Source organism: Clostridium guangxiense, assembly GCF_021043395.1.
Taxonomy (GTDB): Bacteria; Bacillota; Clostridia; order Clostridiales; family Clostridiaceae; genus Clostridium_S; species Clostridium_S guangxiense.
This window is the reverse complement of record NZ_JAJNKE010000013.1, coordinates 1-24,479: the sequence shown is the minus strand read 5'-3', so window position 1 is coordinate 24,479 and position 24,479 is coordinate 1. Positions and strand designations below refer to the sequence as shown.

24 protein-coding genes and 1 pseudogene are annotated in these 24,479 nt (G+C 30.8%); 7 read left to right on the top strand and 18 right to left on the bottom strand.

Annotation, left to right across the window (positions count from 1 at the left end):
- Positions 1 to 13: 13 nt before the first annotated feature.
- Complete coding sequence (locus tag LQK79_RS09585) at positions 14 to 583, bottom strand: phosphoribosyltransferase family protein (RefSeq protein WP_053240853.1); 570 nt, start codon at positions 581 to 583, stop codon at positions 14 to 16.
- Between the two features lie 367 nt (positions 584 to 950).
- On the opposite strand from LQK79_RS09585, the gene hsp18 reads away from it, so the two are divergent.
- Positions 951 to 1,397 (top strand): heat shock protein Hsp18, encoded by a 447-nt coding sequence (hsp18, locus tag LQK79_RS09580; protein WP_053240854.1) that lies wholly within the window; start codon positions 951 to 953, stop codon positions 1,395 to 1,397.
- Between the two features lie 150 nt (positions 1,398 to 1,547).
- On the opposite strand, the gene rpiB is transcribed toward hsp18, so the two are convergent.
- The 15 genes and pseudogenes from rpiB to LQK79_RS09505 form a co-directional block, all read right to left on the bottom strand.
- Positions 1,548 to 2,000 carry a ribose 5-phosphate isomerase B gene (gene rpiB, locus LQK79_RS09575; RefSeq protein WP_053240855.1) on the bottom strand — a complete coding sequence of 151 codons (453 nt, stop codon included), beginning with the start codon at positions 1,998 to 2,000 and terminating at the stop codon, positions 1,548 to 1,550.
- A gap of 13 nt (positions 2,001 to 2,013) precedes the next feature.
- Positions 2,014 to 2,679, bottom strand: coding sequence for a ribulose-phosphate 3-epimerase (rpe, locus tag LQK79_RS09570; RefSeq protein ID WP_231016382.1), 666 nt, complete (start codon positions 2,677 to 2,679; stop codon positions 2,014 to 2,016).
- A gap of 23 nt (positions 2,680 to 2,702) precedes the next feature.
- Complete coding sequence (fsa, locus tag LQK79_RS09565; protein ID WP_231016380.1) at positions 2,703 to 3,353, bottom strand: fructose-6-phosphate aldolase; 651 nt, start codon at positions 3,351 to 3,353, stop codon at positions 2,703 to 2,705.
- A gap of 15 nt (positions 3,354 to 3,368) precedes the next feature.
- Entirely contained in the window at positions 3,369 to 4,289 is a 921-nt protein-coding gene (locus LQK79_RS09560; protein WP_053240857.1) for a transketolase family protein, read from the bottom strand.
- Positions 4,289 to 5,110, bottom strand: a complete 822-nt coding sequence (locus LQK79_RS09555; protein WP_053240858.1) for a transketolase — start codon at positions 5,108 to 5,110, stop codon at positions 4,289 to 4,291. Before LQK79_RS09555 ends, LQK79_RS09560 begins: the two co-directional genes overlap by 1 nt.
- Before the next feature lie 31 nt (positions 5,111 to 5,141).
- Entirely contained in the window at positions 5,142 to 6,173 is a 1,032-nt protein-coding gene (locus LQK79_RS09550) for a zinc-binding dehydrogenase (RefSeq protein ID WP_053240859.1), read from the bottom strand.
- Positions 6,174 to 6,193: 20 nt separating this feature from the next.
- On the bottom strand, positions 6,194 to 6,655 hold the full coding sequence (locus LQK79_RS09545) for a PTS sugar transporter subunit IIA (protein ID WP_231016378.1): 462 nt from the start codon (positions 6,653 to 6,655) through the stop codon (positions 6,194 to 6,196).
- Between the two features lie 331 nt (positions 6,656 to 6,986).
- Entirely contained in the window at positions 6,987 to 8,255 is a 1,269-nt protein-coding gene (locus LQK79_RS09540; RefSeq protein ID WP_053240861.1) for a PTS galactitol transporter subunit IIC, read from the bottom strand.
- A 51-nt stretch (positions 8,256 to 8,306) separates the two neighbouring features.
- Positions 8,307 to 8,597, bottom strand: a complete 291-nt coding sequence (locus LQK79_RS09535) for a PTS sugar transporter subunit IIB (RefSeq protein WP_231016377.1) — start codon at positions 8,595 to 8,597, stop codon at positions 8,307 to 8,309.
- 236 nt (positions 8,598 to 8,833) lie between these two features.
- Positions 8,834 to 10,053, bottom strand: a pseudogene (locus LQK79_RS09530) (PTS galactitol transporter subunit IIC).
- 128 nt (positions 10,054 to 10,181) lie between these two features.
- The gene (locus LQK79_RS09525; RefSeq protein ID WP_231016375.1) at positions 10,182 to 10,472 is read right to left on the bottom strand and encodes a PTS sugar transporter subunit IIB; all 291 of its coding nucleotides are present in this window, start codon (positions 10,470 to 10,472) and stop codon (positions 10,182 to 10,184) included.
- Positions 10,473 to 10,488: 16 nt separating this feature from the next.
- Entirely contained in the window at positions 10,489 to 10,956 is a 468-nt protein-coding gene (locus tag LQK79_RS09520; protein ID WP_231016374.1) for a PTS sugar transporter subunit IIA, read from the bottom strand.
- 36 nt (positions 10,957 to 10,992) lie between these two features.
- Positions 10,993 to 13,905: a sigma 54-interacting transcriptional regulator gene (locus tag LQK79_RS09515; protein WP_231016370.1), complete on the bottom strand. Its 2,913-nt coding sequence runs from the start codon at positions 13,903 to 13,905 to the stop codon at positions 10,993 to 10,995.
- Positions 13,906 to 14,385: 480 nt separating this feature from the next.
- The gene (locus LQK79_RS09510) at positions 14,386 to 15,201 is read right to left on the bottom strand and encodes a histidinol-phosphatase HisJ family protein (protein ID WP_231016368.1); all 816 of its coding nucleotides are present in this window, start codon (positions 15,199 to 15,201) and stop codon (positions 14,386 to 14,388) included.
- Positions 15,202 to 15,520: 319 nt separating this feature from the next.
- A complete protein-coding gene (locus LQK79_RS09505) occupies positions 15,521 to 15,805 on the bottom strand; it encodes a DUF4491 family protein (RefSeq protein ID WP_231016366.1) in 285 nt (94 codons plus the stop codon).
- Between the two features lie 193 nt (positions 15,806 to 15,998).
- On the opposite strand from LQK79_RS09505, the gene LQK79_RS09500 reads away from it, so the two are divergent.
- Entirely contained in the window at positions 15,999 to 17,450 is a 1,452-nt protein-coding gene (locus LQK79_RS09500) for an NADP-dependent glyceraldehyde-3-phosphate dehydrogenase (RefSeq protein ID WP_231016363.1), read from the top strand.
- Between the two features lie 68 nt (positions 17,451 to 17,518).
- Entirely contained in the window at positions 17,519 to 17,728 is a 210-nt protein-coding gene (locus tag LQK79_RS21215; protein ID WP_407928530.1) for a DUF1648 domain-containing protein, read from the top strand.
- Positions 17,729 to 17,806: 78 nt separating this feature from the next.
- Here LQK79_RS21215 and LQK79_RS09495 read toward each other — a convergent pair whose 3' ends face one another.
- A complete protein-coding gene (locus tag LQK79_RS09495) occupies positions 17,807 to 18,622 on the bottom strand; it encodes a sulfite exporter TauE/SafE family protein (protein WP_231016361.1) in 816 nt (271 codons plus the stop codon).
- A 221-nt stretch (positions 18,623 to 18,843) separates the two neighbouring features.
- Positions 18,844 to 20,127, bottom strand: a complete 1,284-nt coding sequence (locus LQK79_RS09490) for an L-cysteine desulfidase family protein (RefSeq protein WP_231016360.1) — start codon at positions 20,125 to 20,127, stop codon at positions 18,844 to 18,846.
- Between the two features lie 427 nt (positions 20,128 to 20,554).
- On the opposite strand from LQK79_RS09490, the gene LQK79_RS09485 reads away from it, so the two are divergent.
- From LQK79_RS09485 to LQK79_RS09470, 4 genes are all read left to right on the top strand, one after another.
- Positions 20,555 to 21,247 (top strand): MgtC/SapB family protein, encoded by a 693-nt coding sequence (locus tag LQK79_RS09485; RefSeq protein WP_231016358.1) that lies wholly within the window; start codon positions 20,555 to 20,557, stop codon positions 21,245 to 21,247.
- A gap of 254 nt (positions 21,248 to 21,501) precedes the next feature.
- Positions 21,502 to 22,320, top strand: a complete 819-nt coding sequence (locus LQK79_RS09480; protein ID WP_231016357.1) for a class I SAM-dependent methyltransferase — start codon at positions 21,502 to 21,504, stop codon at positions 22,318 to 22,320.
- Positions 22,321 to 22,437: 117 nt separating this feature from the next.
- Complete coding sequence (locus LQK79_RS09475; protein WP_231016355.1) at positions 22,438 to 22,875, top strand: MarR family winged helix-turn-helix transcriptional regulator; 438 nt, start codon at positions 22,438 to 22,440, stop codon at positions 22,873 to 22,875.
- Positions 22,876 to 23,053: 178 nt separating this feature from the next.
- Entirely contained in the window at positions 23,054 to 24,424 is a 1,371-nt protein-coding gene (locus tag LQK79_RS09470) for an MATE family efflux transporter (RefSeq protein ID WP_231016353.1), read from the top strand.
- Positions 24,425 to 24,479: the final 55 nt, after the last annotated feature.

Here is a 24,479-nt window from a genome sequence, read left to right as displayed (position 1 = left end):
GAGCTCTAATTTACTATTCCAAAATATTGATATTTCCATCCTTATCAACCTTAAAGAGTGGAAGCTTTTCTATGTATATTATGTCTTTTCTTTTAGCTGCATCTCCTTCTGCAAGTATAGCAGCTTTTGCAGCAACTATTCCTTCAGCCTTTTTAACTAAACTTTCTATTGTTTTAAGTGATTCTCCTGTGCTTATAACATCATCTATTATAGCTACTCTTTTACCTTTTATGCTATCTCCATCCTTCTTATCTAAGCACAATACTTGTTTCTTTTGAGTAGTAATTGAAAAGACCTCTTCTACAATTGGGTCCTTCATATACGGTTTTATGCTTTTTCTTGCTACTACATAATTTTTCATGCCAAGTTGTTTTGATACCTCGTAAGCTATTGGTATTCCTTTAGCTTCTGCTGTAACTATAACTTCTATATCCCTAAGCCCTTGTGCAATTAAAGGAGCTGCACTAGTTATAAGCTCAGTATCTCCCAATATTACAAAACTAGCTATAGCAAGGTCATCCTTTATTTTTATTATTGGAAGTTCTCTTTCTAATTTTCCTATTTTCAATTTATATGTATTCATATTACACCTCATAAAATATATTTATTATCATTATACAACGAACATAATCAAATTTATAGTGCTTAATATTCGGAATTTATAGTAATATAGCTAAATGACTTGAAATATTGAAATTATAATATCAAATATATATTGTTGAAATTTGCCCTAATTATCCAATTATTATTGTCAAAAATAATTTATTCCTTATAATCTCCGTTTTTCTTTTGAAATCTAACTTTAGAATTGTTTTTCTGATTTTGACTTTCTTTGACCTTTAGGCTATTATATACATGTAAACAGAAATGAGGCAACAACATAGTGAAACATATATGCTTTACTATGATTATATAAATAAAAAATATAAAATTATTAGGAGGTTGTTAACATGTTTGGAATGGTTCCTTTTAGAAGAAATAACAATAGTGTAGCAAAAAGAGGTGATTATTTCGAAGATTTCTTTAATAACTTTTTCTCAGATGATTTCTTTGCACCAGCAGTATTCAACAACAATAGTTTTAAAGTAGATGTTAAAGAAGATGACAACCAATATTTAGTTGAAGCAGATTTACCAGGAATGAAAAAAGAAAATATTGCTCTTGAATATGAAAATAACTATTTAACTATATCTGCAAAGCGAGAAGATGTATTAGAGGATAAGAGAGACAATTATGTAAGACGTGAAAGAAACTATGGAGAATTCAGAAGAAGCTTTTATGTAGATAATGTTGATGAAAATAATGTCAATGCTTCATTTGCAGATGGAGTTTTAAAAATAACTCTTCCAAAGAAAGAAAAAGGGAAAGAAAGCAGAAAACAAATAGACATACACTAAACAAGTTGATAGTAGTTGTCAATTAAAAAAATTGGGAAGTAACAGTATCTTGAAAAAATACTGTTACTTCCCAATTTTTAATACACATCTCAACTATTTTCATTAAAAATACACGATAATTTTCCTTATTACTATATTTGTAAGTATAATTTAATTATTCCCAGTATATTTCTCCTCTATTTTTGATATCATATTTATTCTATCTTGATGTCTTCCACCTTGAAACTCTGCATTAAGCCATTCTTCTACTATTAGTAATGCTAATCCAACTCCTATTACCCTTCCACCTAAGCAAAGTATATTTGAATTATTATGCTGTTTTGTGGCTCTTGCAGTAAATACATCACTTACTGCTGCTGCTCTAATACCAGGTACTTTATTAGCAGCAATAGAAACTCCGATTCCTGTCCCACAGCAAAGAATTCCACTTTGGCTTTCGCCATTTTTTACACTTTCAGCTACCATTAATGCGAACTCTGGATAATCTACCTTTTTCTTATTATATGTGCCATAATCTTTATATTCTATACGCTTTTCACTTAACATTTGCTTTATTGCTTCTTTTAATTCGTATCCACCATGATCACAACCTAAAGCTATCATACACCCAGCTCCTTTACTTTTCATTAAGTTGAAGAATATTATAAAACTTTTTTACGTTATTTTCTATATTCCCATTTTTAAAAATTGAAGAACCTATTACTACATTATTTGCTCCAAAGTTAACTACATCCTTAATATTCTCATAATTTATTCCACCATCAACTTGTATTTCAAAATTATATTGGTTAGCTTCCTTAATGTGTCTAAGCTCAGCTATTTTATCTTTCATAGAATCTATAAATTTTTGTCCTCCAAAACCAGGTTCTACTGTCATAACAAGTACCCTATTTAACAGAGCAAAAACATATTTTAAACTATAAATATTAGTTGCTGGGTTCAATGCAACCCCTACCTTAATTCCAAAACTTTTAATAAAATATATTGTTTTGTATAAATGAGTGCATGCTTCTTCATGTAATGTAATGCAGTCAGCACCTGCTTCAACTAATTTTCCAATATACTTTTCTGGATTATTAACCATCATATGAACATCTACTTCCATATTAGTAATACTACTTATTGCTTTTATTTGATCTATTCCAAATGCTATATTAGATACAAAATTACCATCCATAACATCAATATGAATTGATGTTATGGAGTTTTTCTCTAATATTTCTATATCCCTTTTTAAATTACAAAAATCGGCTGATAGCAACGAAGGATTAATTATTACCATTTATATACCTCACTTTAAGCAACTTATATTTTCATATTTGCATTTTTCCAATCATTTAAAAATGCCTCTATACCTTTATCTGTTAATGGATGTTTAGTCATTTGCACTATTACTTTATATGGTATAGTAGCAATATCGGCACCAGCTTTTGCAGCATCTATAACATGAATTGGATTTCTTACACTTGCAACAATTATTTCAGTTTTTATTCCATAATTTTTAAATATTTGTGCTACTTCTTCTATTAATGACATTCCTGTTGAGCCTATATCATCTAATCTACCTACAAATGGGCTTACATAACTTGCACCAGAACGAGCAGCTAATAATGCTTGAGTTGAAGAAAATATTAAGGTAACATTAGTTTTTATTCCTTCTTTTGATAGTATATTTACTGCTTTTAACCCCTCTATTGTCATAGGAATCTTTATTACAATATTTTTGTGAATTTTAACTAATTCTCTTGCTTGCTTGATCATATCCTCATGTTTTGTACCTATTACTTCTGCACTTATAGGTCCATCAACGATTTCTGTTATCTCCTTTATTACTTCTTTAAAATCTCTACCTTCTCTTGCTATTAATGATGGATTCGTAGTAACTCCGGCTATTACTCCTAATTCATTTGCCTCTCTAATTTCATCTATATTTGCTGTATCAATAAAAAACTTCATATTATCATTCTCCTCTCACATAAAAAATTTTACTGCTTCTAATATTTTTTCAACTGTTAAACCATAATACTCCAATAAAGCATCCGGGGTACCGGATTGTCCAAACCTATCATTTATCCCTACTAATTTAACTTTTGTAGGTATTTCTTGTGATAGTACCTCACAAACTGCTGAACCTAATCCGCCAATTATACTATGCTCTTCAACAGTTACTACTTTTCCTGTATCTTTTGCTACCTTAATAATGAGTTCTTTATCTATTGGTTTTATTGTATGAATATTAACTACTGTTGCATTTATACCTTCAGTTTTTAAAATTTCAGCTGCTTTTAAAGCTTTTGCTACCATTATTCCTGTTGCTATAATAGCTACATCCTTTCCTTCACTTAGTACTTCACCTTTTCCTATTTGAAATTTATAATTTGCATCATGGATTACAGGTGTTGCTGCTCTTCCAAATCTTAAATATATCGGTCCATAATATTCTGCTGCCGCAAATACTGCTGCCTTAGCTTCAATTTCATCTGATGGATTTATTACCACCATATTTGGAATACTCCTCATTAATGCTATATCTTCAACAGCTTGATGGCTTCCGCCATCTTCTCCTACTGTTACACCTGCATGAGTTGCTGCTATTTTTACATTTAACTTTGGATATGCCACTGAGTTTCTAATTTGCTCAAAAGCTCTTCCTGCCGCAAACATTGCAAAAGTACTTGCAAAAGGAATTTTTCCACAAGTAGCAAACCCTGCCGCTGTACCTATCATATCTTGTTCAGATATTCCCATGTCAAAGAATCTTTCTGGACATGCCTTCTTAAACATACATGTTTTTGTAGCATTTCCTAAATCCGCATCAAGCACTACTACCCTCTCATCTTTAGACAACTCAACCAAGGCTTGCCCATACGCTTCTCTAGTTGCTATTCCCATCATGCTTCTCTCCTTTCTAATTCTTCTATTGCTACTTTCTTTTGTTCCTCATTTGGAGCTTTTCCATGCCATCCTACTTGATTTTCCATAAACGATACACCTTTACCCTTTACAGTTTTAGCAATTATTACAGTTGGCTTTCCGTTAACTACTTTTGCATTATCTATTGCTTTTCCTATAGCCTCTAAATCATGTCCATCTATTTTTATTGTATTCCAACCAAAGGCTTTAAATTTTTCATCTATAGGAGCTATACTCATAACCTCACTATTAGGACCATCTATCTGCAAGCCGTTATTATCTAATATTGCTATTACATTATCTAGTTTATAATGTGCCGCACTCATCGCTGCTTCCCATATTTGACCTTCCTGAACTTCTCCATCACCTAATATTACATATACTTTATAATCCTTTTTATCTAGTTTTGCAGATAATGCCATTCCATTTGCTGCTGATAGTCCCTGTCCTAATGAACCTGTAGACATATCAACTCCTGGAATTGATTTCATATCGGGGTGTCCTTGTAGTATTGATCCAAATTTTCTAAGTGTTATTAATTTTTCTGTTGAAAAGTAACCTCTTTCAGCAAGAACAGCATATAATGCTGGTGCAACATGACCTTTTGATAGCACTAATCTATCTCTGTCTTCCCATTTTGGATTCTCTGTTTTTATGTTCATTTTTTCAAAATATAATGTCGTTAATATATCTGTTACTGATAATGAACCTCCTGGATGTCCAGATTTTGCTGCTGCTACTTCTTCTATGATGTCTATTCTCACTTTATTTGCTATCTTCTTCAATTCTGCCGTATTCATACTACTCTTTCCTCCTCACTACTAATCTTTTTCAAGGCTTTAATACAACCTTTATTTCCTCGCCACTCATAACTTTATCAAAAGCTTTTTGCCAATCATCCAAGCTGTAAATTTTACTTACAAGTTTCTTAGTATTTACTTTTCCAGTATCCATAAGATATAAGGCTAAATCCCAAGAACTTGGCTTTTGGCTCCTACTTCCAATATAGATCAGTTCTTTTTGAATTACTTTTTCTTCGTCTAACTCGTTGAGCGACTTAGCAAATATTCCAACTTGAACTAGCGTTCCTTTTTTCCTTAATAAGCTAAGTCCTGAATTAGTGGCATGTATTGATCCTGAGCAATCAAAAACTTTATCTACACCATACCCTTTAGTTAATCCTTTAATAATTTCCCCAATATCTTCTTCTTGAATATTTATTGTTCTATCAATTCCAAGTTCTTTAGCAAGTTTTAGCCTCTCTTTATCTTTATTCATTCCTGCTAAAATAGTGTATGCACCCTTGGCTTTTACAACTTGAGCTAATAAAAGTCCTATTGGTCCTGGTCCAAATATTAAAACGTGCTCTCCTATTTCTATACTTGTTTTTTCTAAAGCTGGATGAGTACAGCATGCTAACGGTTCTGTTAATGCCGCTGAAAGTAAATCAACGTTTTCAGGTAAAACATGTACACTTTCTTTTCTAGCAACAACATATTCAGCGAAGCTCCCATTTGCTTGAGTTCCTAAACCTTTTCTGTTGGGGCATAAGTTGTAATCTCCTGATTTACAATAATCACATGTGCCACATATTTCAAAAGTAGTTTCACTAGTTACTCTGTCTCCTACTTTAATTCCCGTTACATTCGCACCTATCTCTGTTACAATTCCAGAAAATTCATGTCCTAGTACAATAGGTGGCTTAATATTGTTGTATTCTCCTTTGTAGGAATGAATATCTGATCCACAAATACCTGAATATTCAATTTTAATTTTTACTTGATCATCATTTATAACTGGCTCATCAATCTCAACAAGTTCCATGTTTCCAAAACCTTTTTCTTTTTTAACTAAAGCTTTCATATGTTATCACTCCTTATTTTTTATAATTTTTCAATTACTTGTTTAAAAATCTCATCCGTATCCTTTGCTACTAGAACTTTTTTCAAAAACTCATCATTCTGTATTAGCATTATTAAGCTTTGAAGCATTTTAATATGACTATGTGCTTCTCCTATAGCTAGCATAAATACTATTCTTACAGCTAATGACTTATTCTGGTCTTCCATACATTGAAATGTAACTGGATTTTTCAGTGTTACAACTGAAATACATGAATCTATTACATGTTCAGCATCAGTATGCGGAATAGCTACATTATATTTGTTTAGCTCTAATCCTGTTGGAAATTCAGCTTCTCTATTTACTAATCCTTTATAAAAACTAGCCTTTACCTTTCCACGCTTGTAAAGTTCACCATATAGAGCTTTAAATACATCTTCCTTACTATTTGCTGAAAGATTTGCTAAAACTACGCCTTTTTTAATAAAATCTTTAAGATCCATTTATTCACCCCCTTATTCCTTCGCTAATATACTAAGCATTATTCATGCCAACTTTTTGGTTTAATTTGTTTTAAATTTGGTTAAATATTATGTACACATACAGCCACTTACAAACAATTTATTCCGCTTAAATTTAATCAACTTTCGAACTCAAATCTAAAATTAAAAAACAAAATACCCCATAAAATCATAACTACTCGTAAAAAGGAATAAAAAAAATGGACATCTAAAGAAAAATTAAGAATTGTAAATGAATATTTTCCAGTAGTATGCATAATGCAAAAAACCTGTCTCGCAAACAAATGTGAGGCAGATTTTTTAATCTTCAAAATTATAGCTGAACTAATAATTGACCTATTTTATAAACTATCCAATTAAATAAATTACCACCAGTATCGATGTTTGACATTTGCGTTACTCCTGATGCAAAAGAGAAATGAGCTTGTTTTAACATTGTTGTAAATATTGGAGCAAAGTCTGTTGCCATATATAATGATCCTGCTATCAATATTGTACCTACTATTACCGAATGGATGATATTTCCTTTTGTGGAGCCAACTATGAACGCTACACAGAATGGAATTGTTGCAAGATCACCAAATGGTAACATTCTATTGCCTGGTAGGATTACTGCAAGAGCGATAGTAATTGGTACTAATATTAATGCTGTTGACATTACAGCAGGATGACCAACTGCTAATGCCGCATCTAGCCCTATGTTTAATTCTTTATTTGAAGCTTTCTTTTGTAAGAATTCTCTAACTGATTCTGAAACCGGTATCAAACCTTCCATCAATATTTTCACCATACGCGGAAGCAGTAACATTACACCTCCCATAGCCATACCTATTTGAAGTACTTTACCAACATCGTATCCTGCTAAAACTCCTAATATGATTCCTAATATTAAACCCATCATCATAGGTTCTCCGAAGACACCTAGTCTTTTTTGTATAGTTTCCGGATCTGCATGTAAATCTTTAATTCCCGGAATTTTACCAATAGCTTTACCTAGTAATATTCCTATTGGTGCAAAAGATGCGGTAGAACCTGTCGGTAGACATATGCCCTCTAATCCATAAAATTCTTGTACCATTGGAGTAGTCCAATCTGCCACTTTAAGAACTACAACTTCATAAAGTATGCCTGCAATTATTGATGCTATCCAATTTCCATTACTTAAAATATAAATAGTAGCTGCTGCTGCACCAAAATGCCAGTAGTTCCAAATATCTATGTCCATTGTTTTTGTAGTATTTGTAAATATCATTACAAGGTTAACAGCTAATGCTAACGGTATAATAATTGATGCCACTGGAGAACCCCAAGTTCCTGCAGCAGCTGATGGCCATCCTCCATCTATTATAGTTAAATGCAAACCAAATCTGCTTACCATAGCCTGAGCTGCTGGTCCTAAATTATTTGTAAGTAATCCCAATACAAGGTTGATGCCTACAAATCCCACGCCTATTGTAACACCTGATTTAAAAGCTTTTTTAAATCCCTGCCCAAAAATTATACCGATTATTGTAATAACGATTGGTAACATAACCGTTGGTCCTAAGTTTAATATAAATTGAACTACACTTAATAACGTCATTTTTTATCCCCCTCTTTTTAACTTACATCGTTTACACAATTAACAATTATTTTATGCACTTTTAATAATCTTAATAATTTCTTGGTCCAATTTTGCTGTATTAATACCTGTTATATATCCCATTGCTCTTATTGCAGGTATTTTATATTTTTTTGGTAATATTGTAGTTGAAATAATTAAATCCGCTTCTTCTTCTCTTGATGCAACCTCCGCTATTTTACATTGAATAACTTTAGCATCAAGATTATTATCCTTTATTAACCTTTCAACCTTGTCACATACAACTGTTGATGTTGCAATTCCAGCCCCACATGCTACTAAAATAATTTTACTTTTTTTCATTACAATTCACCTCTCTCATTTATTTTTGATACCTTTGAAACCTTCAATGCCATATTTATAACTTTTTAATTATTCGAATTTTTCATTTAACAATCCCCCTTTTAATGAAATCAATTAATTGATCTTATATGTCTTTTAGTTATATACATAGCATTTTCTATGCCAGGTTTTGGTCTAATTTGTTTTAATATATAAAAAAAGCTATCTCATTTTATTTGTGAGATAGACTTTAGCCTTTAAATTATAGTTGAAATTATCTGACCAATTTTTAATATAATCCAATTAAATAAATTACCACCAGTATCGATATTAGACATCTGAGTTATTCCTGATGGGAAGCTAAAATGAGCTTCTTTTAACATTGCAGTATATACTGGAGCAAAATCCGTAGCCATATATAAAGATACCGCTATTAATATAGTACCTATTATTACTGAATGTACAATATTTCCTTTTACTGCTCCAACAATAAATGCCACAAAAAACGGTATTGTTGCAAGATCCCCAAATGGTAATACTCTATTACCTGGCAAAATTATTGCAAGAACAATAGTAATCGGCACCAAAATTAATGCCGTTGACATTACAGCTGGATGACCCACTGATAATGACACGTCCAATCCTATATTCAATTCTTTATTTGTCGCTTTCTTTTTTAAAAATTCTCTGACCGATACTGAAACCGGTATCAAGCCTTCCATTAGTATTTTAACCATGCGCGGAAGAAGAAGCATTACACCTCCCATAGACATACCCATTTGAAGTACTTTAGGTATATTATAGCCGGCAAATATTCCTAATATTGATCCTAAAATTACACCCATCATCATTGGTTCACCAAATATTCCAAATCTTCTTTGTATATTTTCTGGATTTGCATGTAAATCTTTAATTACTGGAATCTTACCAATACCCTTGCCTAATAATATTCCTATTGGCGCAAAAGATGCAGTTGACCCTGTAGGCAGGCATATACCATCTAGTCCATAAAACTCCTGTACCATAGGGGCTGTCCAATCTGATACCTTAAGAACTACCACCTCATAAACTACTGCTGCAACCATTGAAGCTATCCAATTTCCATTAGTTACTACATATATTGTTGCTGCTGCTGAACCAAAGTGCCAATAATTCCAAAGATCTATATCCATCGTTTTTGTGGTATTAGTAAATATCATGGCAAGATTAACCGCTAATGTTAATGGTATAATTATTACTGATACTGGAGAACCCCAAGTTGCGGCTGCTACTGAAGGCCACCCACCATCTATTACCGTTAATTGTAAACCAAATCTGCTTATTATAGCTCCAGCCGCAAGTCCTAGACTGCTTGTTAATAAATTTATTACTAAGTTAATTCCTAAAAACCTATCCCAATGGTAATACCCGATTTTAATGCCTTTGTAAAATCTTGTTGAAAAATCAAACCGATTACAGTAATAGCTATAGGTAACATAACCGTTGGACCTAAATTTAATACGTACTTAAAAATATTTATTAATACCATTTTTAGTTCTCCCAAATTCATAATCTAATGTTATGACGTTTAAATATAAGTCTAATTATTGATTTCCTTATTATTTTTTATTTTTCATTAATAACCTTAATAATTTTTTCATCTAATTCCTCCATACCTTCACCACTTATATACGCCATAGCCCTAATAGCAGGTATGCTATAATTTGTTGGTAACAATGTAGTTGATAAAAGCAAATCTGCTTCTTTTTCTAATGAATAGACTTCTGATATTTTACACTGTAAAACTCTAGCATTAAGCTTATTCTTTTTAATTAGTTCTTCAATCCTCTCACATACAATTGTGGACGTAGCAATTCCAGCTCCACACGCTACTAAAATAACTTTCCTTTTTAACATTATTCCCCACCTCATTTCATATCTCATATTTTTGAGATATGATTCGTATTATATTATCCCTATTTTTTGCTTGTAATAAATCTTGTAAAAATAATTCGTCTTGTATCATAAGCATTATTTTTTTCAATACTTCTACATTACTATGTGCTTTCTCTAGTGCTAATAAAAATATTATCCTAACTTCTATAGACTTATTTTCATTATCCATACATTGAAATACTACTGGATTTTTTAATGTGGCAATTGCAATTGATGATTGTATTATATTATCGGGATCTGCATGTGGAATAGCTATATTATGTTTTCTTAATAGCAATCCTGTTGGAAACTTTTTTTCTCTCCTAATAAGTGCTTGATAAAAGCCGCTTCTTACTTTTTTATTCTTATAAAGTCTTTCACATAATATCCTAAAAACGTCTTCTTTTGTGCTTACCTCTAAGTTAATTTCGAAGACTCCATTCTTTATAAAATCAATAAATTCCATATTCTTTCTTCCTTTTTTACCACATTATTGTTTTCGCTATTTTTTTCTTAATATAATATCTAGTATTTCTTTCCCTTCTGTAGCCTTATTTATTAATGTCCTATATTCTTTATTATTAAATATTTTTATCAATTGAACTAGGTTATTCTCCTCATTTTCTTTTAAAGCTATTAGCATTACAAAACTAGTTTTCTTTCCAGCTTCCCACTCTATTGGCCTACTTAATTTAGCCATGCATATAGATGATTTAATTACATGCTGTGGAAATCCGTGAGGTATAGCAATCTCATTGTGTAACAAAGTTGTTCCCATAGCTTCTCTTTTATACACACTTAGCATAAATTGTTCATCTACAAGATTTTTATCTTTTAACACATTTATCAATATATCTATAACTTCATTTTTATATGATGCATCTACATCAACTAATATTAGATCCTCACTAATTACTTTATTAAGACTGCTTGTATCTTTTCCTACAATACTCAATATATCTTTAATACGATTTATTCCATATCCATTTAAAACATCTTCAAAAGAAATAAATGGTATATTATTTACATTTACGTTGATAGTTCCTACTATCGCTACTATATTATTTTGCTGGCTTAATTTATAGATTTTATCTTTTATATCATCTTGATTTAATACACCTAGCGGCATTATATTTACTTCTTCTTTTATTTCAGGTATTAAATCTTCAATATATTTTTTTATATTTATAGCCGTACCTTCACCAGTTATACAAAGAGTTATTATTGTTTTTGAAAGTTTTTTAACATAGTTTGCACCTTCCATTTTACCAACATAATCTCTATTATTTGATACTGCATCTATTATTTCATCTAAATTATTTTCCTCAATACAAGCTCTCCTTGCTACTTCAAGAGCGAGGACCGTATCCACTCTGCCCAAAACTTTAGTTGAAATCCCAGTTTTTTTGGTTATTATTTCTCCAAAAGTAATTAATGACCCCATATCAATCAATAAAATGCATCCTTTTCCTTCATCTATTTTCTTAACTACTTCTAAAGTTCTCTTCATAGCTGATTCTGGACTTTCATCTAGTTCCATTTCTATACCCACAACATTATCTACTCCTAAAAGCTTGTCAACTACATCAGCTATTCCACAAGCAACATGCCCATGCGTGAGAATAATTACTCTTACTCTACCGCTGCCCTTGTTATTTTCTTTACGAAAAGCACTTATATACATTGCGATAAATCCTATTTCATCTTTAGGTATTACAATACCTAAATCATTGCCTATTTGACGGGCCATCAGCTCTGCAACTTTATATTCTTCTTTATGTTTTATTATTATTTTTCCTAATTGAGGGTTTACTATTATTTTTCCACTTTTTATCCTATAATAAGCTTCGTTTAAGTGAATAGCCAAAGAGTAAAATAAATTGTCTTGAATATCGCTTAAATACTTATTTGCAATATCTAAAGATTTTTCAACGGTATCAATAATAAATTGATCTACTACTCCTTCTAAATCTCCTCTAGACATAAACTTGTTTATTTGATTTTTTTTAGCAAACTTCTCTAGTTCCTTCTCTACTTGATCTCCAATAATGTTATTTATCTCTTCTGTTTTGTATCCATTATTCTCCATCTGCGTAAATTTTCTCTCAATATACTGATATATTTTATTGGGAAGCATGTATCTATCTTCTTTATTGTCTGTCTTATTACAATCATTTGGGTTTACAATTAGATTATTTGAAACAAATTCTTCTATTTCCGGTCCCCTTTTTTTTATTTTAAGTAATTCATTCTTCACATGATTAGGAAGATCAAAAACATTTATTTGTACATCTTTATTATTTTTGTACATAGCATTTAAAAAACTACGAGCACAAGCAACTTGAATATCACTTCTAAGTTGTCCTATATTACCAACACAATTATATAGCATTAAACTTTTTAGTACATCTGTATTAACTATAATATTTCTATTTATTCTTGTTGCCTCTTTTGTGAAAAATTGTACAATTATCTCATATCTCTCTGCCAATGGTCTTTCATGCAATGAAGGCAATTCAATTAACATTGGAATTCTTCTTCTAAAAGTTAATAATAAACTTCCTTCTGGAGTTTCTGTAGTAGCTCCTATTAACATTACATTTACAGATCTTGTATTTTGAGTTTCCCCAAGTCTCCTAAATTTTTGTTTATCAATTAAGGAGAATAATATTTCTTGACCTTCTGGTGGCAATCTATGAATTTCATCTAAAAATAATATACCGTTATTAGCCTTTTCAACCAAACCTTCTTTCGAAATATCTGCACCAGTATATGCACCTTTTACATAACCAAATAATTGTGCCAATAATAGGTTTGAATTTTCTGAATAATCCGCGCAATTAAATGCAATAAAAGGAGCGCCTTTTCCTTTTATTCCTGATTGTATTGCAAACCTATACATACATTCTGCCAATTGGCTTTTTCCTACTCCAGTTTCACCATAAATCAAAGTATGTAATCCATTTGGAGGATACAACATAGAAGCTTTAGCTTGATCTATTTTTGCTCTCAAACTTCCTTTAGCTCCAATAAGATCATCAAACACCTCATTTTCAACAGCTCTATTTTTTTCTCTTTCTTCAAAATTCCTTTCTCTTTTAACTTCATTACTATTAAAATTATCTAATTTAACTTCCTTCAAGTATCTAGATACAATATTTCTAGATACTTTAAATCCCCTTTTAATTAACTCTTCTGTTAAACCTCTTTCTGAAATTTTATAATTTTCTTCTAATATTTTATAAATCTCTTCCACTAATAGCTTTTTTCTTCGTTCTCTTGAATCAGGAATATTTAACAGTTTCCTATAATTTATCACTTCACCTCTAGTTATATTAAGCATTTTTGAAATCTCTTCATCCGTATACGGATTTTTTTTATCCTCACTGCTAATTATTTCTTTAATTTTTTCCATTAATATCACCCTATTTAATAGATAGTTTTAAAACTTATAGCTCATTATAATAATGTTAATAAATCTTCAACTTAGCTTAATTTCTTACTCACTAAACTATGATTTATTTTACTGCTATACATTAATAATAATTCTAAGTTTCAGTTAAAAAATTCACACCTAAAATAAAGATTTCTATTTATGCCACACTTTATAACAAAATATTCACCCCTATAAACTTAGCAATTATCATACCATATAGTGGCATACTTTGCTTTAAAATAATTTAAAACTTTTGTATCTATTATACCTAAACAAAATATGCTATTAAAAAATTTCTTCATATGCTAATTTTTTAAACAAAATATACCACTAAGATTTATATTTTTGTTCACGCTTTTATGTACTATCTAAAACATTAGTAAATATTTGTTGTATATCTTTTGGTTGCATGCCTAATGTTGACTTTGGTTATATTTTCATATTTTTAAAAAGTACTCTTTATATATCGTAAAAATATGGCTTTCTTGCTCTATAAATTGCAATCTGCTTAAATCCAACTTTTTTTAGTATATTAATACTTTCTTCAAAACCTTCTCCTACATCTTTTTCATTGTGAGAATCAGATCCTATAGTAATAATTTTACCACCCAGATTTTTATAAAGTTGTATAATCTGAGTAGACGGCATAGTCTCTTTTACTTCTTGTCTAAGACCTGAAGTGTTTATCTCTATGCCTTTCCCTCTTTCAATAACTACTTTAAGAATTTCTGCTATTTTTCCTTCATATAACTTTATAAGATCTATTTTTTCATTATGCCTTGCTGCATATCTTTTTATAAGATCCAAATGTCCAACACAATCATATTCACTATTTTTGACCATATCATATAATGCATCTAAATATTTTATGCTTTGCTTCTCTAAATTTTCCTTAGAATAAGTCCAATTTTTCAAATCTATCCCATTTACTTTATGAAGAGAACCTATTAAATAATCAAATGGATATGATTTTGTAATCTTATTTATTCCTTCAATCCACTGATTGGCTTGTCCTAATTCCATGCCAAATAGTATTTCTAATTTTCCTTCAAATTCTGTTTTACACTCTTCTATTTCTTTTAAACTATTTTCTATAAAGGATATGTCTGCTCCCCGTCTTCCATCTTTTTCACCAGAATAATATTCAAAATGATTTGTAACAATAATAGAACTTATATCCTTTTCACAAGCACTATTACATATGGCTTTTAATTGGGTATTAGAATCTGGAGAAACAATTGTATGTACATGACAATCTATTTTTATGTTTTTCATTTTCTTCACCTTCCTTTAACATAAACCTTTTTTATTAATGAAAATGCCATACTATATAAAATTATATCATGAAATTCATTTTTATTTGTATAATCTACACCTTTTTAATCATTATTTCACATCAAGATGAGAAATTAAATTTTATAAATAAAACTATAGATTTAAGTCATCTCATGCCTAACAAAGAAAGTATTAGCTTGCATTTATAGCAAAGATTTAAAATATACCCTATAGATTGCCTTTTTTCACAATCTTCTATAGGGTAACATTTTTGAAAGTATAAAATAGCTTACTATCACTAGCATGTTGTAACATTTGCTTACTTTCTATTTGTGTTCTTAGGAAACCAACCCTTCTCAACTCTTTCTTCCTGTTTAAAAATCTCTCCAATACTCCAAAAACATGAAAATCCAACAACCCCAACTATTGCAGATAAAACCGTACTTTTCACATATAAAGATACCACTGCAAATATTATTCCTAAAATCAAAAAAATCGGCCATATCTTTTTTGTAAAATAATATTCGCACTTTATCACAATGGGATGAAAAACGCCAATTATTAAAAATGAAGCAATTCCAATTATAATTCCACTGATATTCAAATATATCCTCTCCCTAAATCTCTTAAAACTAAATCTATATGAATAAATCATTATCAATTTAATTATACTGTAAATAGCAAAGAAATATTAATATATGTAAAAATGCTATTGAAATATTTTTTCTAAGTGATAATATATAAATATAGATAATATTTATTGTTTAGTAATAATTATTAAGTTAGGTGGTGTACTAATGTTTGAAAACATATCAAAAAATGGCATATATAAAAATCTATTTAATGGTAAATGGATTGAAGCAAAAAATAAAAGCACGATAGAAATATCCTCTCCAGTAGATGGAAAATTCGTAGGAAAAATTCAGGCACTTTCAAAGGAAGAAGTAGATGAGATATTTGAAAATTCAAAGGAAGCTCAGAAGTCTTGGGCTGAAACCCCAGTAAATGAACGTGCTAAAATACTTCACAAAGCTGCAGATTTGCTTGAAGAAAATGCAGATGAAATCGCAAAAATTATGTCTGAGGAAATTTCAAAAGACAAAGAATCATCATTATCAGAAGTAGTAAGAACAGCAGATTTTATAAGATTTACCGCTGATGAAGGTATGCACCTTGAAGGTGAAACTATAGGTTCTGATAGTTTTCCTGGCTTTAAGAAAAACAAAGTATCTTTAGTTACAAGAGTTCCATTAGGTGTTGTACTTGCAATATCTCCATTTAATTACCCAGTTAATCTTTCCGCTTCAAAAATAGCTCCTGCACTTATAGCTGGGAACAGTGTTATACTTAAACCTCCTACTAATGGAGCAATAAGTGCTCTTCATCTTGCAGAAGTTTTCAACGCTGCCGGTCTTCCAAGTGGAGTTTTAAACACTATAACAGGAAGAGGCTCTGAAATAGGAGATTATCTTGTAACACACAAACTAGTCAATTTTATTAATTTTACTGGAAGCACTGCTGTTGGAAGACATATCGCAAAAATATCAGAAATGGTTCCTATGCTTATGGAGCTTGGTGGAAAGGATGCAGCAATTGTTCTCCCTGATGCCAACCTTGAAGAAGCAGCCAAAAATATTGTTTCTGGAGCATACAGCTATTCCGGTCAAAGGTGCACTGCTGTAAAAAGAGTTCTTGCAGTAAACTCTATTGCAGATAAACTTACTGAACTAATTGCAGATAATGTTAAAAAACTAAAAGTTGGCAACCCAGAAGATGGTGCAAAAGTAACCCCACTTATAAATGATAAGGCAGCAGACTTTGTCCAAGAATTAATTGATGATGCTATAGAAAAAGGTGCAAAATTGATTTTAGGAAACAAAAAAGAGAAAAATTTAATGTACCCTACGCTTTTTGATAATGTTACTACAGACATGAGACTTGCTTGGGAAGAACCTTTCGGGCCTGTACTTCCTATAATACGTGTAAATAACATTGATGAAGCAATTAAAATAGCGAACGAATCTGAATACGGTCTTCAAGCCTCTATATTTACAAGGAATATGGATGATGCTTTCTATATTGCAGGAAAGCTTGAAGTAGGAACTGTTCAAATTAACAATAAGCCTGAAAGAGGACCTGACCATTTCCCATTCCAAGGTGTAAAATCTTCTGGTATAGGAAGCCAAGGTATAAGATACAGTATAGAAGCTATGTCTAGACGTAAAGCTATCGTACTAAATATAAAATAAAGAAATTATATATTGATTATCACCTTCCCCTGTTATATAATATGTATAACAAAGGAAGGTGATTAATTATGAAAATAAGTAAAACTGATTTATTGATATTTATAATACCTGTAGTTATAATGCTCCTAATTACACCCTTTTTACCAAATAAAGTCCCTATACACTTCGACATAAGTGGTCATGCAAATGGGTATTTAGATAGACATTTTTCATTTATTCTAGGCCTAATGCCATTTATTATATATAAACTGTATAAATTTAAGCATGGTTGGAATTAATCTACTCTTCTATAGCAAATTCCAAGGAAAAATTACAATTCAATAGTCTGATTTTATGCAAAACACCTTGTATATTGATCAAAGCGCCATCAAAAATATCCTAACACCTGCTAATGCAAGAGCTATCGCAAGACTTTTTATTATGATCTGTCCCTTAAGTTTCTTTGATAACATTGCGCCAATTGGAGCTCCAAAAATAACTCCTATTGCTAAAGCTGCAATCTTTAAAAATCCCTTTGTAAGTACTCCATCAAATAAATGTACAATACTGCCTGTGAAAGACATCATAACTAAAATAAAGTGAGAAGTAGCAGTAGCTATATGTACAGGAAAGTTAAGAAGATTAACAAGCGCCGGAACATGTATTATTCCTCCACCTATTCCTAAAAAACTTGATAAAAATCCTACAATTACACTTAAAACTATCCCTATTACAGGATTGTAGGAATATACATATTTAATTCCATCAGAATCAATTAAAGTTCTACGAACATAATTCTTTTTAATTTGAACATTACCGTTCTTACTATTTTTCTTTCTTAATACTAAAAATGCTCCCATTATAATCATCATTATTCCGAATATCTCATCAAATATCCTTCTCGGCACATAAGATGTAGTAAGAGATCCTATTATAGAACCTGGCATTGTAGCAATAGCAAATATTATACCTGATTTATAATCTATTCTCTTAAGTCTAGAGTAAGTTATTGATCCAGAAAGAGAATTGAAAAACACTACAGCCAATGATATACCTGTTATTACATCGGGATTTTCGTGTGGATATAAAAGCAATAAAACTGGCACAAGAATAAACCCGCCACCTGCTCCTATCAAAGTACCAAAGCACCCAACTAGTAGACCTATAGGTATCAAAAACGCAAAATTCATCATAAAAATCACCTCTTAATACTGAATAACTTATAAATCCTGTTATGCCTATATTATAACATGCGAAATATTTACAAGCTTATAATGACAACATATTTAACATTTTATTTCTACCTACTTTGGGTATGTTTTCACAAAACACTCCTAAGTATACATTTGGTACTTATACTTTCTATGTTTTAAGTTGTTCATCTATATGCTAATGCTGCATCCCATTAATTATATTATTCCTTGTTAAGCATGATATCTAAAATAATCTTATCCGCCGCTCTTGTACCTTCATTGGCAAGCATACAGACATTATCAATAGTTTTTTCTACATCATTCTCTATAATTCCATCCGTTGCCTTTATAGTTGTACCCTTTAATGCAAGTATTGCGGACTGCATAGCTGCATTGGTACAAGTTGAGACCTTTAGAGCACATCCTGCCTTAGCTCCATCACACAATGTTCCTGTTACATTTCCAAGCATATTTTGAATAGTATACTTTATCTTCTCTTCATCTCCACCATAGAGATAAACTATTCCACAGCTTGAACCAGTTGCTGCAACTGTGGCTCCACAAAGAGCGGATAATCTGCCAAACTTTATCTTTATATAAATTGTCATGAGATGACTTAAAGCCACTGCTCTTATTAGTTTTTCGTAGGGTAAATTCAATTTTTCCCAAACTGCTACTACGGGTAATGTGGCAGTAATTCCTTGATTTCCACTTCCAGAATTGCTCATAACACTTAAAGTACAGCCAGCCATTCTAGCGTCTGAGGCTGCAGAAGTTAAAGCCATCGCATAATTCACAATATCATTTGATATGATTCCACTGTCTATTTGAGCTTTAATTGTCTTTCCAACCTCAAGTCCATAAGAATTTTTAAGGCCTTCTAAACCTATTCTTCTATTGAGAGTTATACTTTGTTTTATCAAGTCAAATTTATCTATATCAAAATTATTTACAAATTCATATATAAAGCCAATACTAAGCTTGCTTCCTATTTCCTCTTCCTCTGATGAACACTCATTTGAACAATTATTTTTTATTATATCTCCATTCACTTCTACAAAAGCTATGTTAGTATGAGAATCTTCAATTATTACTCTGGCATAACCTTCCATAGTATGTACGATTACTTCAATGTACAACTTTTTAGAACTATCTGATAAATCCGCAGATATTATCCCATCGCTTATCATACTCTTTGCAGCTTCTATTTGATCTTTTGAAAGACCACTTAGTACCTCAAGCCCCTTTTCATCATCACCAACAACAACGCCAAGTGCAGTTGCAAGCTTTATCCCGCAGCTACCTGTACCTGGAATATTCACAGACATTGCATTTTTTATTATATTGCCGCTAGCTAAAAGTTCAATACTAGTAATTTTACATTCTTTTGCCTTAGCATACTTAGCAGCTGCCGCTGCTGCAAGCGCAATAGCTATAGGTTCCGTACATCCAAGTGCCACTACAAGTTCTTTGCTTAATAACGCTGATATTTCCTTTTCAAACATGAACTTTCCTCCTTAATTTAAGGATCTGCTTTAAATAAATGTTGATTTCTGCACTTATTTAAAACAAATCTTCCTTTAGTATGTTTAGCTATATTTAAAGACAGTAACTTTAGAATGAATATCGTATGACAATTTTTAAATAAACAAGTCATATAATTGCAAATTTATTATTACATATAATTATATAATTAACTATTATTAATTTTACGATAATCATTTATTTGTATAATAATTATTTATCACTATATTTTAAATATATCATACTAATTCACTATATTCAATGTTATATACAGCCATTTACATGTTTTCAATGGATAACGTCTTTGTATATTGCGCTGTTTATATAAAATATGATAAACTTAGTAATATGAATTGTAATTAATTAATATAATTTCTATATTATAGATAATTACAGAGGTGTTTTATTATGTCGTTTATTTATTCTTCTCAATTTGAATATATAATTAGAATTCTAATTGCTGGATTTTGCGGAGGAATCATAGGGTATGAAAGAAAAAACAGAATGAAGGAAGCTGGAATTAGGACACACTTCATAGTATGCTTAAGTTCAGCACTTATGATGATTGTATCTAAATATGGATTTCAAGATCAAATAGGCATAAGCAATATATCTTTAGATCCTTCACGTATTGCAGCTCAAGTAGTAAGCGGAATTGGCTTTCTCGGTGCTGGAATGATATTTATGAGAAGGCAATCTGTAAAAGGACTTACAACTGCCGCCGGAGTTTGGGGTACTGCCGGTGTAGGTCTTGCTATTGGAGGTGGTCTTTACCTTATAGGTCTAATATCAGCAATTATAATTGTAATAGCGCAAACTATTTTACATAGAGACTTTTCATGGCTTTCCACACCACGAACAGAAGAATTAACTCTAAAAATATCAAATGAACCTGATGTATTGGACTATATAGAAAAAGCCTTGAAAAAAGAAGATATTGAAGTACTAAACTTTAAAGCAAAGAGAGGAAAATTTCATAGTGACACTGAACCTAAATCAATTGAACTTGAATTAATATTAAAAGTGCCAGAATCCTATAATCTATCCAAGCTACTAGTTATGATGGAAAAAAACCCAAACATAAAATATTTAGAGGTGTAATCATACCCAAGGCTTAGGCACTAATCTATCATCTTATTTTTTAACGTTTACTGTGGAAATAAAAAAGGAAATGACTCTACAATACGCCCTTTCCTTTTTTATTTCTATAGAATACCTGGAATGTACTGAAAAATAATCTTATAACTGTGTCAAAATGAAAATTAATAAAAATTATTTGCTAATTAGTAGCTTTTACTTTCTCATAATTATATAATAATGATATCTATATTTAAACCATTACGGAGGTCATATCATTGCAAGAAGAACACACAGAAAATAATAAAAAAAAGATATGTATAGATATAAACGAAGAAGCCTGGAACAAAGAAACTTACAATGCCTGGGTTGAAAGATTTGGAACTCCAGAAGAAGCAGCTTCTAAAATAAAAAAGAATCCCGCTAAAATTTTATCTGTACTTTATAATAAATTTGGAGATGTAAAGGGCAAAAAAATAATGAATCTCATGGGCTCTAACGGAAATAGGGCTGTAGCTCTTGCTCTACTTGGTGCCGATGTTACTGTAGTTGATTTCTCTGAAGGGAATAAAATATATGCTCTAGACTTAGCAAAAGAAGCTAATGTAAAAATTGAATATATATTAAGCGATGTACTTGAATTACATAAATATAATCTAAATAATACCTATGATATAGTTTTTGCAGAAATGGGTATAATTCATTACTTTTTAGATTTGAAACCTTTTATGAGCTTAGTCTCTAATCTTTTAGCTCCAAACGGAATATTTGTTTTGAGGGATTTTCATCCTGTTTCAACAAAACTCATAACTTCAAGGGGTTCAACAGCAAAAGTAAGAAAGCATAAGGTAACTGGTGATTACTTTGATACAACCTTGGAGGAAAAAGATGCTGCTTATTCAAAATACTTAGTTTCAGATTCTTCACCCCAAAAAGTTCTACTTAGGAAGTGGAATCTTGGAGAAATAATAACTGCCGCTGCTGAAAGTGGTCTTATTATAAAAAGCTTAGATGAAGAACCTAACTTATCCTGCGAAAACTTTGATAAGGGAATTCCAAAGACCTTTACACTTGTGGCAGAGAAAAGATATTTTTAATTTATTTAAAGCTATAGTCTTTAAATAAATTAAAAATATCTGTTGACAATTAGATATCTAACTATTATAATTCAATATAATTAGATATCTAATTGTTAGATTATTGGGGGTATTATAATGGATAAGTCTAATTCTTTATTTCAAACTCCTTATTCGGATTTAATAAGATCCATTGGTTTGAAAACAAAATTTAGAGCTGATAAAAAGATAAACGAATTAGGATTAAATTCCCAGCAAGGACGTATGATAGGTTATATATATGAGCATCAGGATGAAGGAATAATTCAGAAGGATTTAGCAGATGCTTTTCAGCGCAAAGGTGCAAGTATTACTAGTATGCTTCAAGGGTTAGAAAAAAAGGGCTACATTGAACGCAGAATTCCTAAAGACAATGAAAGACAGAAAAACATCTATGTATTGCCGAAAGGTGTAGCTTTAATCAATGATTTCAATAAGATATTTGATGAAGTGGAAGAAAGCATAACTGAGAACTTATCCAATAAGGAAAAAGAATATCTATTATCTTTATTGATAAAAGTAAATAATAATTTGTAACAGAGTAGAGTAAAGGTAAATCCACATTCACTCTACTCTGTACTCTGAGTTAAATTCTAATTTGTCAGGATAAACATGGATCTTATAATTTTAAAGTTCCACGCCTTTTATTTATATAGTTAGAATTCTAACAATTAGTTACTTAACAATAATATTTTTTATATTGGAGGAATATGAAATGGAAGAAACTACAACAAATGAATACTATTTAAAAAGTGCCCCAATCACAAAAGCAATTGCTCGTTTATCCATCCCTATGATGATTGGTATGTCTGTAAACACAATATACAATGTTATCAATGCATTTTTTATTGGACTGCTCCACAATACGGAGATGTTAACTGCTGTTACTTTAGGACTGCCAATTTTCACTGTTCTAATGGCTTTTGGAAACATGTTTGGAGCAGGAGGTGGAACCTTCATAACTCGCCTTATTGCAAAAAAAGAAATAGAAAAAGCAAGAAAAGTAGCAGGATATACTTTTTATAGTAGTATTGTATCAGCGGTTCTACTTGCTATCCTTGCTTTGTTTACAATTACTCCTATTGTTAAGCTTATGGGCGCAGATACTACTACTATTATTAATTACACAAAAAACTATTCTTTAACTGTGTTCCTTGGCGGATTTTCGATCATCCTTAACTTTGCTTTAGAACAAATTGTTAGAGCAGAAGGAGCTTCAAAGGAGTCTATGTACGGAATGTTTATAAGCACAGCTTTAAGCCTAGTTTTTGATCCACTATTTATATTAATATTAAAATTTAATGTTATAGGCGTAGCTCTGGCAATGGTTTTAGCTAATATAGGTTCATCTATATATTACATTTATTACTTAGAAACAAAAAGCGAACATTTAAAAGGATTTATTAAACATTTTAAGCTTTCTCTTAAAGATAAAATAGAAATATATAAAATAGGCATTTCTGAATTATTGCTTACGGTTTTTCTTATTATCACAACGCTTCTTTTGAATAATTTTTCGATTGCATATGGAGATAGTGTAGTGGCAGGCTTTGGTATAGCTTTAAGAATTGTACAAGTACCAGAGTTTCTTTCAATGGGTCTATCACTAGGTATTATACCTTTAATCGCATATAATTTTTCCAATAAAAACTTAACCAGATTAAAAGAAAGCATCAAACAATCGTCCTTATGGATTTTATTGCTATCAGGTACTTTTGTCACTTTAGTTTATATTTTTAGAGAGTCAATTATTAATCTATTTTCAAAAGATCCTTCTGTACTTAATATAGGACAATATATCATGCTTGCTATGCTAATTTCTGCATTATTTAATGGCTTTACTACATTATTTACCGGAATCTTTCAAGCTTCAGGTCAAGGAATTCCCTCTACGATTATGTCTGTTACACAAGGTATTCTTTATATACCTATAGTTATTATATTACACAGTTTCTTTGGTCTGCAGGGGGTTATATGGTCTATGACTATTACTGAAATCATCACTTGTATGACGGGATTAATATTATACATTATTTTTAGTTACAAAATGAAAGGGGCTGTCGTACTAAAAATTGTTAAATCATGATTAATAAATATTGCGAATTAATTGGAGTTAAGGGTTTTAACTCGCTTTGCTCGTT

What these genes read in the sequence shown, in the direction of transcription:
- LQK79_RS09585 (WP_053240853.1), bottom strand. Translation starts at nt 583, where the DNA reads ATGAATACATATAAATTGAAAATAGGAAAATTAGAAAGAGAACTTCCA.
- hsp18 (WP_053240854.1), top strand. Translation starts at nt 951, where the DNA reads ATGTTTGGAATGGTTCCTTTTAGAAGAAATAACAATAGTGTAGCAAAA.
- rpiB (WP_053240855.1), bottom strand. Translation starts at nt 2,000, where the DNA reads ATGATAGCTTTAGGTTGTGATCATGGTGGATACGAATTAAAAGAAGCA.
- rpe (WP_231016382.1), bottom strand. Translation starts at nt 2,679, where the DNA reads ATGGTAATAATTAATCCTTCGTTGCTATCAGCCGATTTTTGTAATTTA.
- fsa (WP_231016380.1), bottom strand. Translation starts at nt 3,353, where the DNA reads ATGAAGTTTTTTATTGATACAGCAAATATAGATGAAATTAGAGAGGCA.
- LQK79_RS09560 (WP_053240857.1), bottom strand. Translation starts at nt 4,289, where the DNA reads ATGGGAATAGCAACTAGAGAAGCGTATGGGCAAGCCTTGGTTGAGTTG.
- LQK79_RS09555 (WP_053240858.1), bottom strand. Translation starts at nt 5,110, where the DNA reads ATGAATACGGCAGAATTGAAGAAGATAGCAAATAAAGTGAGAATAGAC.
- LQK79_RS09550 (WP_053240859.1), bottom strand. Translation starts at nt 6,173, where the DNA reads ATGAAAGCTTTAGTTAAAAAAGAAAAAGGTTTTGGAAACATGGAACTT.
- LQK79_RS09545 (WP_231016378.1), bottom strand. Translation starts at nt 6,655, where the DNA reads ATGGATCTTAAAGATTTTATTAAAAAAGGCGTAGTTTTAGCAAATCTT.
- LQK79_RS09540 (WP_053240861.1), bottom strand. Translation starts at nt 8,255, where the DNA reads ATGACGTTATTAAGTGTAGTTCAATTTATATTAAACTTAGGACCAACG.
- LQK79_RS09535 (WP_231016377.1), bottom strand. Translation starts at nt 8,597, where the DNA reads ATGAAAAAAAGTAAAATTATTTTAGTAGCATGTGGGGCTGGAATTGCA.
- LQK79_RS09525 (WP_231016375.1), bottom strand. Translation starts at nt 10,472, where the DNA reads ATGTTAAAAAGGAAAGTTATTTTAGTAGCGTGTGGAGCTGGAATTGCT.
- LQK79_RS09520 (WP_231016374.1), bottom strand. Translation starts at nt 10,956, where the DNA reads ATGGAATTTATTGATTTTATAAAGAATGGAGTCTTCGAAATTAACTTA.
- LQK79_RS09515 (WP_231016370.1), bottom strand. Translation starts at nt 13,905, where the DNA reads ATGGAAAAAATTAAAGAAATAATTAGCAGTGAGGATAAAAAAAATCCG.
- LQK79_RS09510 (WP_231016368.1), bottom strand. Translation starts at nt 15,201, where the DNA reads ATGAAAAACATAAAAATAGATTGTCATGTACATACAATTGTTTCTCCA.
- LQK79_RS09500 (WP_231016363.1), top strand. Translation starts at nt 15,999, where the DNA reads ATGTTTGAAAACATATCAAAAAATGGCATATATAAAAATCTATTTAAT.
- LQK79_RS21215 (WP_407928530.1), top strand. Translation starts at nt 17,519, where the DNA reads ATGAAAATAAGTAAAACTGATTTATTGATATTTATAATACCTGTAGTT.
- LQK79_RS09495 (WP_231016361.1), bottom strand. Translation starts at nt 18,622, where the DNA reads ATGATGAATTTTGCGTTTTTGATACCTATAGGTCTACTAGTTGGGTGC.
- LQK79_RS09490 (WP_231016360.1), bottom strand. Translation starts at nt 20,127, where the DNA reads ATGTTTGAAAAGGAAATATCAGCGTTATTAAGCAAAGAACTTGTAGTG.
- LQK79_RS09485 (WP_231016358.1), top strand. Translation starts at nt 20,555, where the DNA reads ATGTCGTTTATTTATTCTTCTCAATTTGAATATATAATTAGAATTCTA.
- LQK79_RS09475 (WP_231016355.1), top strand. Translation starts at nt 22,438, where the DNA reads ATGGATAAGTCTAATTCTTTATTTCAAACTCCTTATTCGGATTTAATA.
- LQK79_RS09470 (WP_231016353.1), top strand. Translation starts at nt 23,054, where the DNA reads ATGGAAGAAACTACAACAAATGAATACTATTTAAAAAGTGCCCCAATC.